The sequence below is a fragment of the Asticcacaulis solisilvae genome (assembly GCF_052327315.1).
Classification (GTDB): domain Bacteria; phylum Pseudomonadota; class Alphaproteobacteria; order Caulobacterales; family Caulobacteraceae; genus Asticcacaulis; species Asticcacaulis solisilvae_B.
The window spans coordinates 851,817-864,488 of the sequence record NZ_CP166196.1 but is presented as its reverse complement, the minus strand read 5'-3'; the positions used below and the strand labels follow the sequence as shown (position 1 = coordinate 864,488).

The 12,672-nt window shown below is 63.6% G+C and carries 16 protein-coding genes; 8 read left to right on the top strand and 8 right to left on the bottom strand.

Features of this window, described 5'->3' with window-relative positions; translation table 11 throughout:
• Nucleotides 1-6: 6 nt before the first annotated feature.
• Both AB8717_RS04090 and AB8717_RS04085 read left to right on the top strand, forming a co-directional pair.
• Entirely contained in the window at nucleotides 7-1,146 is a 1,140-nt protein-coding gene (locus AB8717_RS04090; RefSeq protein WP_443749755.1) for an alpha/beta fold hydrolase, read from the top strand.
• Nucleotides 1,143-1,544, top strand: a complete 402-nt coding sequence (locus tag AB8717_RS04085; protein ID WP_443749754.1) for a hypothetical protein — start codon at nucleotides 1,143-1,145, stop codon at nucleotides 1,542-1,544. Before AB8717_RS04090 ends, AB8717_RS04085 begins: the two co-directional genes overlap by 4 nt.
• A gap of 5 nt (nucleotides 1,545-1,549) precedes the next feature.
• Here the strand turns inward: AB8717_RS04085 and hisN are convergent, their stop codons facing one another.
• From hisN to AB8717_RS04055, 6 genes are all read right to left on the bottom strand, one after another.
• The gene (gene hisN, locus AB8717_RS04080; RefSeq protein WP_443749753.1) at nucleotides 1,550-2,362 is read right to left on the bottom strand and encodes a histidinol-phosphatase; all 813 of its coding nucleotides are present in this window, start codon (nucleotides 2,360-2,362) and stop codon (nucleotides 1,550-1,552) included.
• 132 nt (nucleotides 2,363-2,494) lie between these two features.
• Nucleotides 2,495-2,878 (bottom strand): helix-turn-helix domain-containing protein, encoded by a 384-nt coding sequence (locus AB8717_RS04075; protein WP_443749752.1) that lies wholly within the window; start codon nucleotides 2,876-2,878, stop codon nucleotides 2,495-2,497.
• 453 nt (nucleotides 2,879-3,331) lie between these two features.
• On the bottom strand, nucleotides 3,332-4,747 hold the full coding sequence (locus tag AB8717_RS04070) for a hypothetical protein (protein WP_443749751.1): 1,416 nt from the start codon (nucleotides 4,745-4,747) through the stop codon (nucleotides 3,332-3,334).
• 496 nt (nucleotides 4,748-5,243) lie between these two features.
• Nucleotides 5,244-5,729, bottom strand: a complete 486-nt coding sequence (gene bfr / locus AB8717_RS04065; protein WP_443749750.1) for a bacterioferritin — start codon at nucleotides 5,727-5,729, stop codon at nucleotides 5,244-5,246.
• 66 nt (nucleotides 5,730-5,795) lie between these two features.
• Complete coding sequence (locus AB8717_RS04060; protein ID WP_443749749.1) at nucleotides 5,796-5,981, bottom strand: (2Fe-2S)-binding protein; 186 nt, start codon at nucleotides 5,979-5,981, stop codon at nucleotides 5,796-5,798.
• 178 nt (nucleotides 5,982-6,159) lie between these two features.
• The gene (locus AB8717_RS04055) at nucleotides 6,160-6,864 is read right to left on the bottom strand and encodes a glycine zipper 2TM domain-containing protein (RefSeq protein WP_443749748.1); all 705 of its coding nucleotides are present in this window, start codon (nucleotides 6,862-6,864) and stop codon (nucleotides 6,160-6,162) included.
• Nucleotides 6,865-7,011: 147 nt separating this feature from the next.
• Here AB8717_RS04055 and thiE point away from each other — a divergent pair, with 147 nt between their 5' ends.
• Complete coding sequence (gene thiE / locus AB8717_RS04050) at nucleotides 7,012-7,668, top strand: thiamine phosphate synthase (protein ID WP_443749747.1); 657 nt, start codon at nucleotides 7,012-7,014, stop codon at nucleotides 7,666-7,668.
• A gap of 11 nt (nucleotides 7,669-7,679) precedes the next feature.
• Here thiE and AB8717_RS04045 read toward each other — a convergent pair whose 3' ends face one another.
• Nucleotides 7,680-8,339: a hypothetical protein gene (locus AB8717_RS04045; RefSeq protein WP_443749746.1), complete on the bottom strand. Its 660-nt coding sequence runs from the start codon at nucleotides 8,337-8,339 to the stop codon at nucleotides 7,680-7,682.
• A gap of 125 nt (nucleotides 8,340-8,464) precedes the next feature.
• Between AB8717_RS04045 and efp the strand changes: the two genes are divergently transcribed.
• The 5 genes from efp to AB8717_RS04020 all read left to right on the top strand — a co-directional run bounded on the left by efp (nucleotide 8,465) and on the right by AB8717_RS04020 (nucleotide 11,951).
• Nucleotides 8,465-9,031, top strand: coding sequence for an elongation factor P (gene efp / locus AB8717_RS04040; protein WP_443749745.1), 567 nt, complete (start codon nucleotides 8,465-8,467; stop codon nucleotides 9,029-9,031).
• A 120-nt stretch (nucleotides 9,032-9,151) separates the two neighbouring features.
• On the top strand, nucleotides 9,152-9,442 hold the full coding sequence (locus AB8717_RS04035; RefSeq protein WP_443749744.1) for a hypothetical protein: 291 nt from the start codon (nucleotides 9,152-9,154) through the stop codon (nucleotides 9,440-9,442).
• 49 nt (nucleotides 9,443-9,491) lie between these two features.
• Nucleotides 9,492-10,292: an inositol monophosphatase family protein gene (locus tag AB8717_RS04030; RefSeq protein ID WP_443749743.1), complete on the top strand. Its 801-nt coding sequence runs from the start codon at nucleotides 9,492-9,494 to the stop codon at nucleotides 10,290-10,292.
• Between the two features lie 96 nt (nucleotides 10,293-10,388).
• On the top strand, nucleotides 10,389-10,703 hold the full coding sequence (locus AB8717_RS04025) for a hypothetical protein (protein WP_443749742.1): 315 nt from the start codon (nucleotides 10,389-10,391) through the stop codon (nucleotides 10,701-10,703).
• Between the two features lie 306 nt (nucleotides 10,704-11,009).
• Nucleotides 11,010-11,951 carry an SMP-30/gluconolactonase/LRE family protein gene (locus tag AB8717_RS04020; protein WP_443749741.1) on the top strand — a complete coding sequence of 314 codons (942 nt, stop codon included), beginning with the start codon at nucleotides 11,010-11,012 and terminating at the stop codon, nucleotides 11,949-11,951.
• Here the strand turns inward: AB8717_RS04020 and AB8717_RS04015 are convergent.
• A complete protein-coding gene (locus AB8717_RS04015) occupies nucleotides 11,948-12,580 on the bottom strand; it encodes a hypothetical protein (RefSeq protein WP_443749740.1) in 633 nt (210 codons plus the stop codon). The genes AB8717_RS04020 and AB8717_RS04015 overlap by 4 nt on opposite strands.
• Nucleotides 12,581-12,672 lie beyond the last annotated feature (92 nt).

Genomic DNA, 12,672 nt, shown 5'->3' with positions numbered 1-12,672 from the left:
TTCAGAGTGAGCCGGATTGCCGCGCTGTCGCAAAGCGCCCCCCTGATGTCGATCCCGGAATCGCGTCCGCCCGAAGGCGGCACCGGCGAATGGTACCGTGGCGCCGGCGGCCTACGCCTGCGCGTCGGCTACTGGCCCGCCCGGGGCGCCGCCCGCGGCACCGTCTTTATCAGCCCCGGCCGCTCCGAACCCATCGAAAAATATTATGAGGTCGTGCGCGACCTGCTCGACCGCGACTTCGCCGTGGTGGCGCATGACTGGCGCGGCCAGGGCCTGTCGGCGCGCCTGCTGCCGGACCGCCTGAAGTGCCATGCGCGCTCGGCCGAGGAATTTCTCGACGACTATCAGCGCCTGCTCGATACCTTCGAGGATCGCGCCCCCAAGCCCTGGTTGATGCTGGGCCATTCCATGGGCGGCGCGCTCAACCTGATGACCCTGGTCAAGGGCGAGGGCCGCATCGCCGGCGCCCTGTTCACCAATCCGATGCTGCGCGTCAAGACGGGCAAGCATTCCCTGTGGGCCGTCAACTTCCAGACCGACTGGCAGGTCAATCATGGCCGCGCCAGCGACTACGTCCCGGAACTGTTCGACGATCCGTTCGAGCATACCTTCGAAAACGACGCCCTGACGCACGACGCCGCGCGCTATGAGATCTGGCGCGAGCAGCTGTTCGCCTGCCCGCACCTGGCCGTCGGCACGCCGACCTGGGGCTGGCTCAGCTTCGCGCTGAAGGTGGGGGAAACCCTGCTGCGCGACAAGAACAAGGCCGCCAAGAAGGTGCGCACGCCCGTCGTGCTGATCACCTCGGGCGACGACCGCATCATCAACAAGCAGTCGTCGAAGCAGTTCTCGCGCAAGCTCGGCAAGGCCCAATATGTCGAGGTGGCCGGCGCCGAGCACGAACTGCTGATCGAGGCCGAGGAATATCGCCGCGAGGCCTTCCGCCAGTTCGACAGCCTGGCCGACGATGTCGCGCCGCGCATGGTCGGCTACCAGGGCTCGGGCCAGCCGCCCAGGCCGTCGCGGGGCCTGAGCCTGGAAGACAGCGCCGTGGCGTCGGACGATCCGTCGGTTGACGACGATCATCTGCCGGAGACGCAAGCCCCCGCCGGCCAGCCCGGTCCCGACGGAGAAGAGACCCCATGATCCTGTCCCGCTACTGCGCCCTCGCGGGCCTTGTCGCCGTCCTGGCGGCACCCGGCATGGCGTCCGCGCAGACGACGCTTGCCGTGCATCTCGACCTTTACGAGGGTGACCGGATGACAAAGGCGTTCAGCCAGGCCCTGCGCCAGGCGGTGGCGGCCGATTCCCGGTTTTCCGTCGTCGACGCCGCACCGGCCGACGGCGTCAACGTCATCATGAACGACGCCTTGCAGGCCTCGCAGAATGACGATGTGTCGACCCTGTCCTACCACGTGACCGTGAAGCTCGGCTCCGGCAAGTTCCTCAAGACCCTCGACGGGCTTTGCGACGAGAAGAAGCTCGACATGTGCGGGCGGATCGTCGCGGCCGACATCTACGACGCCTATTCCGCGAAGAAATAGCCGTCTCAGGCCGCCGCCGGACGCAGGTGCTCCAGCGCCTGGCCGACCAGGGCGCGCGAGCTTCCGGCGATGACCTGTCCCGCCGTATCCGGCACAGCCTCGCCGCGCCAGTCGGTGACCACGCCGCCGGCGTTTTCGATGACCGGAATGATGGCCTCGATATCCCAGGGCTTCAGTCCCGTTTCGAGCGCGATGTCCATCGTACCCTGCGCCACCATGGCAAAGGCATAGGCGTCGCAGCCGTAACGCGCCAGTTTCACCGCCTTGCGCAGGCCGAGATAGGCGTCCGCCTCGGCGCCCTGGAACAGGTCCGGATCGGTCGTGCCGATGACGGCGTCGCCGAGGGCCGTGGCCGAGCGGACCTTAAGCGGCGTCTCCCCCCTCGCCGTGATCAGCCGCGATCCCAGCGGCGAGCCCAGGAAGACCTCCCCCAGATAGGGTTGGGCGATCAGGCCCAGGACCGGACGGCCGCAGTGGCGCAGTCCGATCAGGGTCGTCCACAGGGGCAGGCCGGAAATGAAGGCGCGCGTGCCGTCGACCGGGTCGAGCATCCAGACGAACTCGGCGTCGGCGTTTTCCTCGCCGTATTCCTCGCCGATAATGCCGTGCTCCGGCAGGCGCGCGTTGATGATCGCGCGGATGGCGCGTTCGGCGCCCTTGTCGGCCTCGGTCACAGGATCGAAGCGCGACAAATGGGCCAGCTTGTTGTCCTCGCCTAAGCCACGCACGCGGAAATGCGGCAGGGCGGCCTGGGCGGCGGCTTCGGCCATGGCGAGGGCGGCGGCTTCGAGAGCGGCAAAATCGATGGTATCGGACATAAAAACCCGCATACCGTCAGACGGCATGCGGGTCCAGAGGGGTACGAATATAGTTTTATAAAATCGGGTACGCAGTATTCACTTTAAAGGCAACCGGCCCCGGCAGGAGTAGCCGCCTTAGCTTAAAAAACCTTAAGCGGCTTGTTCCGAATCGCCGTTCAGCGACTTGGCGAGGTCGAGCAGACGGCGGCGCGGACGCTCCGACAGGCGGTAATAGGCCTGGATGAGGTCGAGCGTTTCCTTGCGCGAAAAGACTTCGATGCCTTCGTTGTTGACGGCGGCGACTTCGGTCTTCTCGTCGGTCAGGCCGTCGTAGAAATAGTTGATCGGGGTTTCCAGCGCCTTGGCCAGCTGGAACAGGCGGGCGGCCGAAATGCGGTTCGCGCCGCATTCGTACTTCTGGATTTGCTGGAAGCGGATGCCGACGGCCAGCGCCAGCTGTTGTTGGGTCAGGCCCAGGAGACGGCGGCGGCGGCGAAGTCTCTTGCCCAGGTGCAGATCGATATCGGTGGCCATAAAGGAACCCCTAAGTTCTTGTTTCGGGCGTCCCGTTGTGGGACGGCTCGCCTTGTGGGTTTCAATTGGCGTGCCAAGTGGCGATTTCCGCGCGAGACCCAGGCCGAAACGTGCTCTAAAGGGCGAGTAGCATTGTTAGGAACGTGTTCCGCATACCGCTCGGCAACGGATATGAAGTAGAGAAGAGGTCCACAGATTACACAGATTGCACAGATTAGATTTTTGCCACGGATGGCACGGATGGGCGCTTCGCGCCCGACACGGATAAGAAAAGCGCGCAGCGCATCTTCCCTCCCAATCTGACGCCGACCGCGCCCTCTAATCAGATCATCCGTGCCGCCGCGAAGCGGCGTATCCGTGTCATCCGTGGCCAATCTTTAAGCTCGCAGCCGCACGCTCAGAACAATCTGTGCAATCTGTGTAATCTGTGGATTCCCTTCCTTTCTCAGGTGCTTACGCTCGCCGCTTTTCTTCCTCGCGCAGCAGGCGGCGCTTTTCACGGGTGATGAAGGCGGCCATTTCCATGTAGAGCCGGCTGTCGCGATAGCCCTTCATGGTCCGCGTCGCCGCCCAGCTGATCAGGTTGTAGACCGACTCCGGCGCTTCCTGGCCCTTGATCAGGCTGTGCAGTTTCAGGAACAGGGCGAAGACCGCCACCGTCACCGCCGCGAAGGCGACCGGGGTCTGCACATTCGCCACCGAGCCGATATGCCAGCCCAGGGCCAGCGTGCCGGTCACGGCGAACACCACCGGCAGGACCAAGGCAAACGTCGCATGGCGGTACACCAGGAACAGCGCCTTGAACTTGGCGGCCTGGCGGATGCCGTCATTGCACAGCCCGACCAGCTTCATGTGCATGCGCAGGTAGTCCTCGATGCCGTAGATGCGCTGGTCGCACCAGAAGACCAGCTTGACCAGCTTCTGCGTCGCGGTCGCCCAGGGCTTCAGCGTGCCGTTGTCCCAGGCGTCGTCCTTGCCGCGGTCGATCTCCTCGATCAGGGCGCGGGCGACGTAGAGGATGGTCTCCATGCGCGAGGTCACCGACTTGGCGACCGTGGCCGACGACGCCCGGGTCGAGGCGACGAAGCGCAGGCGTTGCAAGCCATGAATGTGCCGGGCCCAGGCGAATGCGCCCCAGAAGGCGCCGAGGGTGAAGATCAGGCAGGTCCAGGGGCTGAACACGGCCTGGACCGCGATCTTGCCAAGGTCGAGGCCGGCATAGGCCACCATGGCGGCAAACCCGTCATGCAGCGGACGAACGCCTGAACTCAGGCTTTCCAGCGTCCACCACGCCCATGCGGCAAAGACCAGCATGGCCAGGCGCATCCACAGCCGCACATTGGCCCGCCTGCGGCGCGTCAGGTTGTCGTAATTGCTCTGGAAGACGAAGGTCTGGGTGGCGATCAGGTCGCGGATATCCTTGTCGCCCCAGTCTTCGTCGCCGGGAAAACGATGCTCGATCTTGGCGAGGCTAAGCTCGATGATCTGGGCCGGCGACATGGCAGAGGCGGCTTCGCCGTTATCGTTGGCATGATGGTCCGGGGTATCGGTCGGATCGGCCGCGTGGCTGTCCGATTCCGCGACCGGCGTCTCGAACGGATGCAGGTTGGCCTCATAGAGGAAGCACGGGTCGAGCTGCGCGGCCTCGAAGGCGTCCCAGCCCTCGTCGTTGCGCACCAGCTGCATATAGTCGTCGAGCGACCGGTTGGGCGCGGATTTCGGCAGAATGTGGAGGAAGTCGGACTCTTCGCTGCGGTAAAGGTCTTCGCGGGCGCGTCCGGATTCGTGGAGGCGATTCAGGGTCCAGAGGGTGCCGTCCTGAATCTTTTGCCAGTAGTTCCTGATTACGTCTAAGCTGTAAATGCTCATAATAGCCCCCTGTTGCCTAAGGCATCGGGTTGGGTGTTAACCGGGGGGCTTCGGTCTGGTCTTGGGCCTTCGCGGGGTTTGCAAAGGATGGGTATCGGCGGGGGAAGGCCGATCGGAGGGCCATGCAGGGTTCCGGGGGGAGAACCCGAGCCTCTCAACAGGTAAGAGAAACGTCTTCGTCGATTTGGCGGGTTAAATATCGGCCTGTTCATGCCGTTCAGTTCACCTCCAGGTGAGGGTTACCGCGCGTTAACCTTATACACCTGGAGGGATGCTTCCACCAATCACGATATGTTGCGGTGCAGCGAGGGAACGTTTTCCAACGGTGATCTATTTTGATCGCCGTTGGCAAGGGCGACTGCCCGCCGCCGGCTTGTCCTCAAGAAGCGAAGCGTTAGGACAACGCTTCGTGGGCGACGAGCCATCGGGGCCGCCCGTGCGGCGGCGTTTGAGCTGAAAAAATGATATCTGCGGTCATTCTTCATGACCGTAGATATCAGCCCTCCCCTTCGATTTCCTTCATGCCGCTCTGTATGTAGTTGGCCTCGCCCATCAGCTTGATGAGGTTGAGCTGGGTTTCCAGGAAGTCGATATGGTGTTCGGTGTCTTCCAGGATCTTGCGCAGCAGTTCGCGGCTGACATAGTCCTTGTGGTCGTCGCAGAACTTGACGCCATCGACCAGCAGGGCGTGGCCGTTCGTTTCGACACCCAGATCCGATACGAGTGTTTCCGTGACTGTTTCACCGATGCGCAGCTTGTGCAGGTCCTGCAGGTTGGGCAGGCCGTCGAGGAACAGGATGCGCTTGATGAGCAGGTCGGCGTGCTTCATCTCCTCGATCGACTCTTTGTAGACGATGCGGCCGAGGTGATAGAGGCCCCAGTTTTCCAGCATGCGGGCGTGCAGGAAGTACTGGTTGACCGCCGTCAGTTCGTTGGTCAGCACCTTGTTCAGAAGCTTGATGATATCGGGCTGGCCCTTCATGGCGGTCTCCTGTTAGCGACTCTCGGCAAGGAGACTAGCGCGCATGGATAGTGGTGTGAAGCTTAGTTACTCGGCGGCCTGCTGGAGCGCGACCTGGGCTTCGTCGATCATTTCGCGGATATCGCAGACGCAGCGCGCGCACTGGGGGCGGCACTGAACGTGATCGAAGACGGCCTTGGCCGTCGAAGCGCCGCATGCGATCGCCTGATGAACCTGACGTTCGCGGATGCCGTTACAATTACAGACGTACACTGGAAACCCGGATGCAAATGAGAATGCCTCTCACATGTAACATCGAACATGAATCAATGCAAGTCATTCTCAAAACAAACCGGGGCTCAAAACAAACCGGGGCGCAAAACCAACCGGGGCGCAAAACAAAACCCCCGGCGCGATGGCCGGGGGGTTCGAATGCGGTCAGGCCGACAGTTTAGTAGTTGCTGCCGTAGCTGCTGGTATTGGTCGACTCGTGCCAGCGGCCGTCGCGGTCCTGGTAGCCGTAGGTGTCGAACTTGCCTTCGTGCCAGACGCCACGGTCGTCGCGCCAGCCCCAGGCTTGCGGCTGGCCGGTGTGCCACTGGCCGCGGTCGTCGCGCCAGCCGCGGCGGCTGTCGCTGTTGGAGCGGCTGTCATTATAGGCCTGGTCGCCCGAGCCGTTGTTGTAGCCGCTATTATAACCGTTGTTGTAACCGGCGCGGTAGGCATAGCGGTCGCTGGGCGAGGTCGAGCGGCGTTCCGGATCATAGTAGACCGTGCTGTAGGCCCCCTGCTCCGGGCGCTGGTCGTAATAGACGGTGGTGTAGCCCTCAGGGGCCGGACCCGCCGTATACTGGCCGGTATTGTACGAATAATATTCGCCGTTATAGCACTTGACGCTGCTCTTGCCGATCTGGCGGCCGACGGCGCCACCGACGACGGCGCCGCCCACGGCGCCGAGACCGCGTTCGTGCTTCGAGACCTGGCTGCCGAGCGCGGCGCCGGCCAGGGCGCCGATAACCGTGCCGGTCGTCTTGGCGTCGCCTTGCTTGACGTAGCAATAGCCGTCATAGCGCGTATCCTGCGCACTGGCGGCGCCGGCGGCTACGGTCAGGGCCGCGGCAGCCGCCGCAGCCAGAAACTTCATATTGGTTTTCATTGGATTTCTCCTTGCCTCTCTTCCCAAAAGAATGGCCGGAGTTTACGTCCACATCATGGCACAAGCCATGCCGAACGCCGTCGAGTCCATAAATTCCGAATAAACAAGCGCTTGACCGCAAGGGAAGCTTGCGGCAACCACTGTCTCATGACCAATGCGTGCCGCCTGTACCTGATCACCCCGCCCCTTATCGCCGATCTTTCGGCCTTCGAAGGTACGCTGGAGGACGCCCTGTCGGCCGGCGATGTCGCCGCCCTGCAGATCCGGCTGAAAGACGTGTCGCTCGACGCCATCCGCGAGGCCGTGAAGGTCCTGATGCCGGTGGCGCACCGGCACGACGTGGCTGTGGTGATGAACGACCATGTCGACCTGGCGCGCGAACTGGGCACGGACGGCGTCCATGTCGGGCAATCGGACATGGCCTATAAGGATGCCCGACGGATTCTGGGGTCAGGCGCCATGATCGGCGTCACCTGCCACAACAGCCGCCACCTGGCCATGGAGGCCGCCGAGGCCGGGGCCGACTATGTCGCCTTCGGCGCCTTCTATCCGACCACGACCAAGACGGTCGAGCACATGGCCGAACTGGACACCCTGTCGATCTGGCAGGAAACGATGGAGACGCCATGCGTCGCCATCGGCGGCATCACGGCCGAAAACGCCCGCGCGGTCGCCGGGGCCGGCGCCGACTTCATCGCGGTCAGCGGCGCCGTGTGGAACCACGCGCAAGGCGCTTCGGCCGGCGTCAGCGCCCTCCTCGAAGCCCTCGCCCAGGATTCCCTGGACCAGGATTTCCTGGACTAGGATTTCCTGGACTAGGATTTCGGCCAGTCGATCTCCATCCGCGACACGGTCAGGCCCAGGCCCGCCACACGATCGTCGTTCCAGTCGAAGCCGTCGTCGTTATAGGGCGCGTCGTGGCGCTTGTCGGCCTGCGGGGCCAGCCGCACCGAAAGGCCGCAGCCGCCGGGCAGCTTGGCCAGCCGTCCGTCGCCGAGATCGCCCAGATAGCCGCCGTCGTCCCAGTTATAGCGCTCCAGCGCGAAGGCGCCGTTGGCCGACGCCACATCTTCGATCGACGAACCGTAATGCAGGCCCGACGGTCCCTTCCAGGCGGTGGCCTCCTGGCCGAGCCGCACCGCGCGGATATGGGTCTGTTCCTTGTCCCAGAAGGTGATTTCGATGCGCTGCTTCGGATAGCCGCGCCACAGGATGACGCCGTTGGTCGTGCCCGCGTCGGGCGTTTCGACCAGGCCGACCACGGCGTCGTCACCGTATTTGGCCAGCAGCTGTTCGGCTGTCGCATCGTGCTTGACCGGATAGTCGCACGACAGCGCGCCCTGGTCGGCCGGGTGCGGCTCGGCGGGCGCGGCGGCCGGCGACGATTCCTGGGACGACTGTTCCTCGGTCTTGTGCTGGGTACAGGCGGCCAGCACGACAAGCGAGGCGATGACAAGAATTCGGGACGGGCGCATGAGGGTTCCTCTGTTTTCCCACTATTGGCATTAACCTTTGCGTTCGTGAAGCCCCCCTTGCCTTTGTAGCGCGTAACCATTAGTAACGCCGCCAACTTCACCCATTCTTTGACAAGTTATATCCCATGAAGATCAACGCCAACACGATCAAGCCCGGCATGATTCTCGAATATCAGAACGGCCTGTGGACCGTTGTGAAGACCGAGCACGTGAAACCCGGCAAGGGCGGCGCATTCGCCCAGGTCGAAATGAAGAACCTGGTCACCCGCACCAAGCTCAATGAACGCTTCCGTTCGGACGATACGGTCGAGCGCGTCACGCTGGAACAGCGCGACCACAGCTTCCTGTACGAAGACGGCGACATGCTGGTTTTCATGGATACCGAAAACTACGAGCAGATCAGCCTGGCCAAGGAATGGGTCGGCGAAGATCAGGTCCGCTTCCTGCACGACGGCATGGTCGTGGTCATCGAATCGCACGACGAAAAGCCGATCGGCATGAGCCTGCCGGACACCGTCGTCCTCGAAGTCGTCGAGACCGAGCCGACCATCAAGGGCCAGACCGCCTCGTCCTCCTACAAGCCCGCCGTTGCCTCGAACGGCATGCGCGTCATGATCCCGCCCTTCATGGGCGTGGGCGAACGCATCGTCGTCTCGACCGAGACCGGCGAATACATGAAGCGCGCCGACTGATAACCGCGTTATCTCCGCCGTTGTCGTTTATGGCAGCTGTGTTAAAACCCGGTGTCCGGAGGCCAGGATGGTCACGGACGGAGGGCGGCCAAACCGCCCGCTCACAGCCGGGAGCTGGACATGAAAAAGATAGCAGCAGGGGTAGGTATATTCGCTTTGGTCGTGGTGGCGCATGTCGCCGGGCCAAATGCCTGGGCGGCGCCGAAGGGGTTGATCGGGTCGTCCAAGACGGCGAGTTGCCCGACATTCCAGCGCGACGCCGGATCGAGTAGCAGTTCGTCGTCGGCCAACAGCTCGGCCGCGGCCTGTGCGTCCTCGGACAGCAGCAGCGCCAGCAGCAGTTCGTCTTCGTCATCGGGCGACCAGTCACTGGTCAAGACCAAGACGAAGAGCAACCAATCCAACGACTAGGCCTCCCCGCCTGTCGTCCTACATTGTAAATCACGTAAAGGTCCCCGCCATGGTCACGGTTCTTCAGTCTACACTTATCCAGGTCATGGTGGGCGCCGTACGCAAGGCGTGCAAGGGCATCGGGCGCGACTTCGGTGAAGTCACCGAACTTCAGGTCTCGAAAAAGGGCCCCGGCGACTTCGTCACCGCCGCCGACAAGCGCGTCGAAGCCGCGCTGTTCGAAGAGCTGATGCGCGTCCGTCCCGGCTATGGCTTCCTGGGTGAAGAGCAGGGCCTGGTCGCCGGTACGGACAAGACCCATACCTGGATCGTCGACCCGATCGACGGCACGACCAACTTCATGCATGGCATTCCGCACTTCGCCTGCACCGTGGCGCTGGAGCGCGAAGGCGAAATCGTCGCCGGCGTGACCTACAACCCCATCACCAACGACCTGTTCTGGTCGGAAAAAGGCAAGGGCGTCTACCAGAACGACCGCCGCCTGCGCGTGTCGTCGCGCAAGGTCTTCGACGAAGCCCTCATCGGCACCGGCGCTCCCTTTATCGGCAAGCCCGGCCACGCCCAGTTCCTCAAGGAACTGCACCAGATCATGCAGCGCACCGCCGGCATCCGCCGCAACGGCGCCTGTTCGCTGGACCTCGCCTATGTCGCCGCCGGTCACTTCGACGGCTATTGGGAACGCGGCCTGAAGCCGTGGGACATGGCGGCGGGCATTTTGTTCGTCCAGGAAGCCGGCGGCAAGATCACCTCGATCGACAGCGACGACTCGCCGATGAATTCGGGCGACATCGTCTGCGGCAATCCGGAAATCTATCCGCAGCTGGTCGAAAAGCTGAAGCTGGCGCAGTAGGCCGATAACGGCGTTACCCTACCGTTGTCGTTTGTGACAGCTGTGCTACAAACCAGTACCGCGGACAAGCCGTCCGCCGGCAGCTGGGAGCTGGATATGAAAAAGATAGCGGCAGGGGTAGGCGTCGTGGCTTTGGTCGTGGTGGCGCAGATCGCGCTGGCGGATGACACCGCCCGCACGACGACGCAGTCGGGTACGCAGATGACGGTGACCGGCGACATGTGCGCCGGCTGGACCAAGGGCGGCGGCGCGGCCGTCGGCAAGACCTCGGCGTCGGCCAGTTCCTCGATGGATGCCTCGACCTCGGCGGCGTGCGAAGCGGCGGCCAGCAGCAGTTCGAGCGGCTCGGCCCAACCCGCCAACCGGCCGGACCAGAAGATCAAGACCAAGAGCAATATCAAAAACGACTAAGGTGATGCACGGGAAGCGCCTGCGTACGTCGAAACCTCCGCTTCCCCCTTCCGCCACTCGCTCCGCTCGTCCCACCTCCCCCTTAAAAGGGGAAGGAAAAGAATTTTGAATGTCTAGTTCCTTCCCTGCGGAGCGGGGAAGGTGGCTCCCCGAAGCCCTGGCGGAGGGGAGACGGAAGGGGCATGGCGTAGCTTCACCACACGACAATTCTTCCGTCCAAACCATTACCATCTGGCTTGGCGCACCTATTGACAGCGTAATCATTCCGGCGGCTAATCCCTCAAAATAAAATTTGAGGGACCGTCCATGATCACCCGTCGCCAGGGCCTGTTTTCGGGTCTGTCGCTTGCCGCAATGTTACCGCTAACAGTCCTCGCGGACGAAACGCCGGTCGCCCTGACCAAGCCCGGCGCGATCCTGGGCGAAGGTCCCTTGTGGTCGCCGAAATACCAGTCGGTCTTCTGGGTCGATATCCTCGGCAAAAAGCTGCACCGCTATGGTCTGGCCGACCGGGCGCAGCAGAGCTGGGACATGCCCGACATCATCAACTGGATCGTCGAGCGCGAAAAAGGCGGCTTCGTCGTCTCCATCCGCCAGACCGTGCATTTCCTGACGCTCGATCCGTTCAGCCTGACGCCGGTGGCGCAGCCGGAAAAGGACAAGCCGGGCAACCGCCTGAACGACGCCAAGGTCGACGCCCGGGGGCGGCTGTGGACCGGTACGATGGACCTGGCGTTCAAGGACCGGACGGCGGCCCTGTACCGCATCGATCCGGACCTGAGCGTGCATACAATGGACACGGACTATGTCTGCACCAACGGCCCGGCCTTCTCGCGCGACGGCAAAATCCTCTATCACAACGAAACGCACGACGGCATCGTCTATGCCTTCGACCTGGCCGCCGACGGCAGCCTGTCGAACAAGCGCGTCTTCACGAAGTTCGAAGCGGGCGTCGGCCTGCCGGACGGCTGCACGGTCGACGCCGACGACGGGCTTTGGGTGTCGCACTATGGCGGCGGGCGGATTTCGCGCTACTTCCCCGACGGCCGCAAGGATTTCGACATCATGCTGCCGGCGCAGTGCACCACCAGCCTGACCTTCTGCGGCAACGATCTCGACCGGATGGTCGTCACCTCGGCGGCACAGGAACACCGCCCCGGCGACGTGATGGAAGGCACCCTGTTCGAGATTCCGAAATCGGGCCTGCGCGGTCACAAGGGGCTGCCGGTCAATAAATTTGCCGGCTAATCGTGCTTGAGGCTGCGCAGGAACCAGACGCCGATGGCCAGGTTCCACACGATATGCGCGGCCGCCCACGCCATCAGGTGATCGAGATCGAGCACCGGCCCGGCGGTCAGCACGAAGGCCGCCGAGAACCCGCCCGCCGCCATGCCGAGCAGCGCCATCATGCGGGCGGCCCCGCCACGATGCAGCAGCGCGTGGCCCCACAGCACGACGCCCAGGCTGAGCAGGACCAGCCCCAGGCGGCTGACCGCCGCCAGCGCGGTGACGGCCGGCGGGAGGGCGTCGCCCGGCAGTCCGGGCGCGATATAGCCGTTAAGCAGCAGCGCCCCGATCAGACTCAGCCCTCCGCCGACATAGGCCAGCCATCCCGCCATGACCAGGGGATGCGCGATGCCGATCCGCCAGGCCAGGCCGGACGCACCCGTCATCAGCAGCAAGGTCAGAAGGATGAACACCCCGTGCTCGACCCGGCCCATGGTGTCGGCGGCGATGGCGGCGGCGTCGGCCGGGGCCAGAAGCCACTGCGGGGGATGATGTGCGACCAGGGCTATCGTGGCCAGGGTCGCCACGATCAGCACGCCGCCATAGGCGGTGCCGTTGAGGTTCAGGGGTTTGAAGGCGGTGGTCGTCACGGTTTGCTCCGTCTTGCGGTGAAGGATGACGACGGCTATCACAGGCGGGGCGGCACGCCTTCCGACGTGGAGGCCGCGCCGTCCGCTTCCGG

Coding starts and splice junctions, on each gene's coding strand:
- AB8717_RS04085 (WP_443749754.1), top strand. CDS start 1,143: ATGATCCTGTCCCGCTACTGCGCCCTCGCGGGCCTTGTCGCCGTCCTG.
- hisN (WP_443749753.1), bottom strand. CDS start 2,362: ATGTCCGATACCATCGATTTTGCCGCTCTCGAAGCCGCCGCCCTCGCC.
- AB8717_RS04075 (WP_443749752.1), bottom strand. CDS start 2,878: ATGGCCACCGATATCGATCTGCACCTGGGCAAGAGACTTCGCCGCCGC.
- AB8717_RS04070 (WP_443749751.1), bottom strand. CDS start 4,747: ATGAGCATTTACAGCTTAGACGTAATCAGGAACTACTGGCAAAAGATT.
- bfr (WP_443749750.1), bottom strand. CDS start 5,729: ATGAAGGGCCAGCCCGATATCATCAAGCTTCTGAACAAGGTGCTGACC.
- AB8717_RS04055 (WP_443749748.1), bottom strand. CDS start 6,864: ATGAAAACCAATATGAAGTTTCTGGCTGCGGCGGCTGCCGCGGCCCTG.
- thiE (WP_443749747.1), top strand. CDS start 7,012: ATGACCAATGCGTGCCGCCTGTACCTGATCACCCCGCCCCTTATCGCC.
- AB8717_RS04045 (WP_443749746.1), bottom strand. CDS start 8,339: ATGCGCCCGTCCCGAATTCTTGTCATCGCCTCGCTTGTCGTGCTGGCC.
- efp (WP_443749745.1), top strand. CDS start 8,465: ATGAAGATCAACGCCAACACGATCAAGCCCGGCATGATTCTCGAATAT.
- AB8717_RS04035 (WP_443749744.1), top strand. CDS start 9,152: ATGAAAAAGATAGCAGCAGGGGTAGGTATATTCGCTTTGGTCGTGGTG.
- AB8717_RS04030 (WP_443749743.1), top strand. CDS start 9,492: ATGGTCACGGTTCTTCAGTCTACACTTATCCAGGTCATGGTGGGCGCC.
- AB8717_RS04025 (WP_443749742.1), top strand. CDS start 10,389: ATGAAAAAGATAGCGGCAGGGGTAGGCGTCGTGGCTTTGGTCGTGGTG.
- AB8717_RS04020 (WP_443749741.1), top strand. CDS start 11,010: ATGATCACCCGTCGCCAGGGCCTGTTTTCGGGTCTGTCGCTTGCCGCA.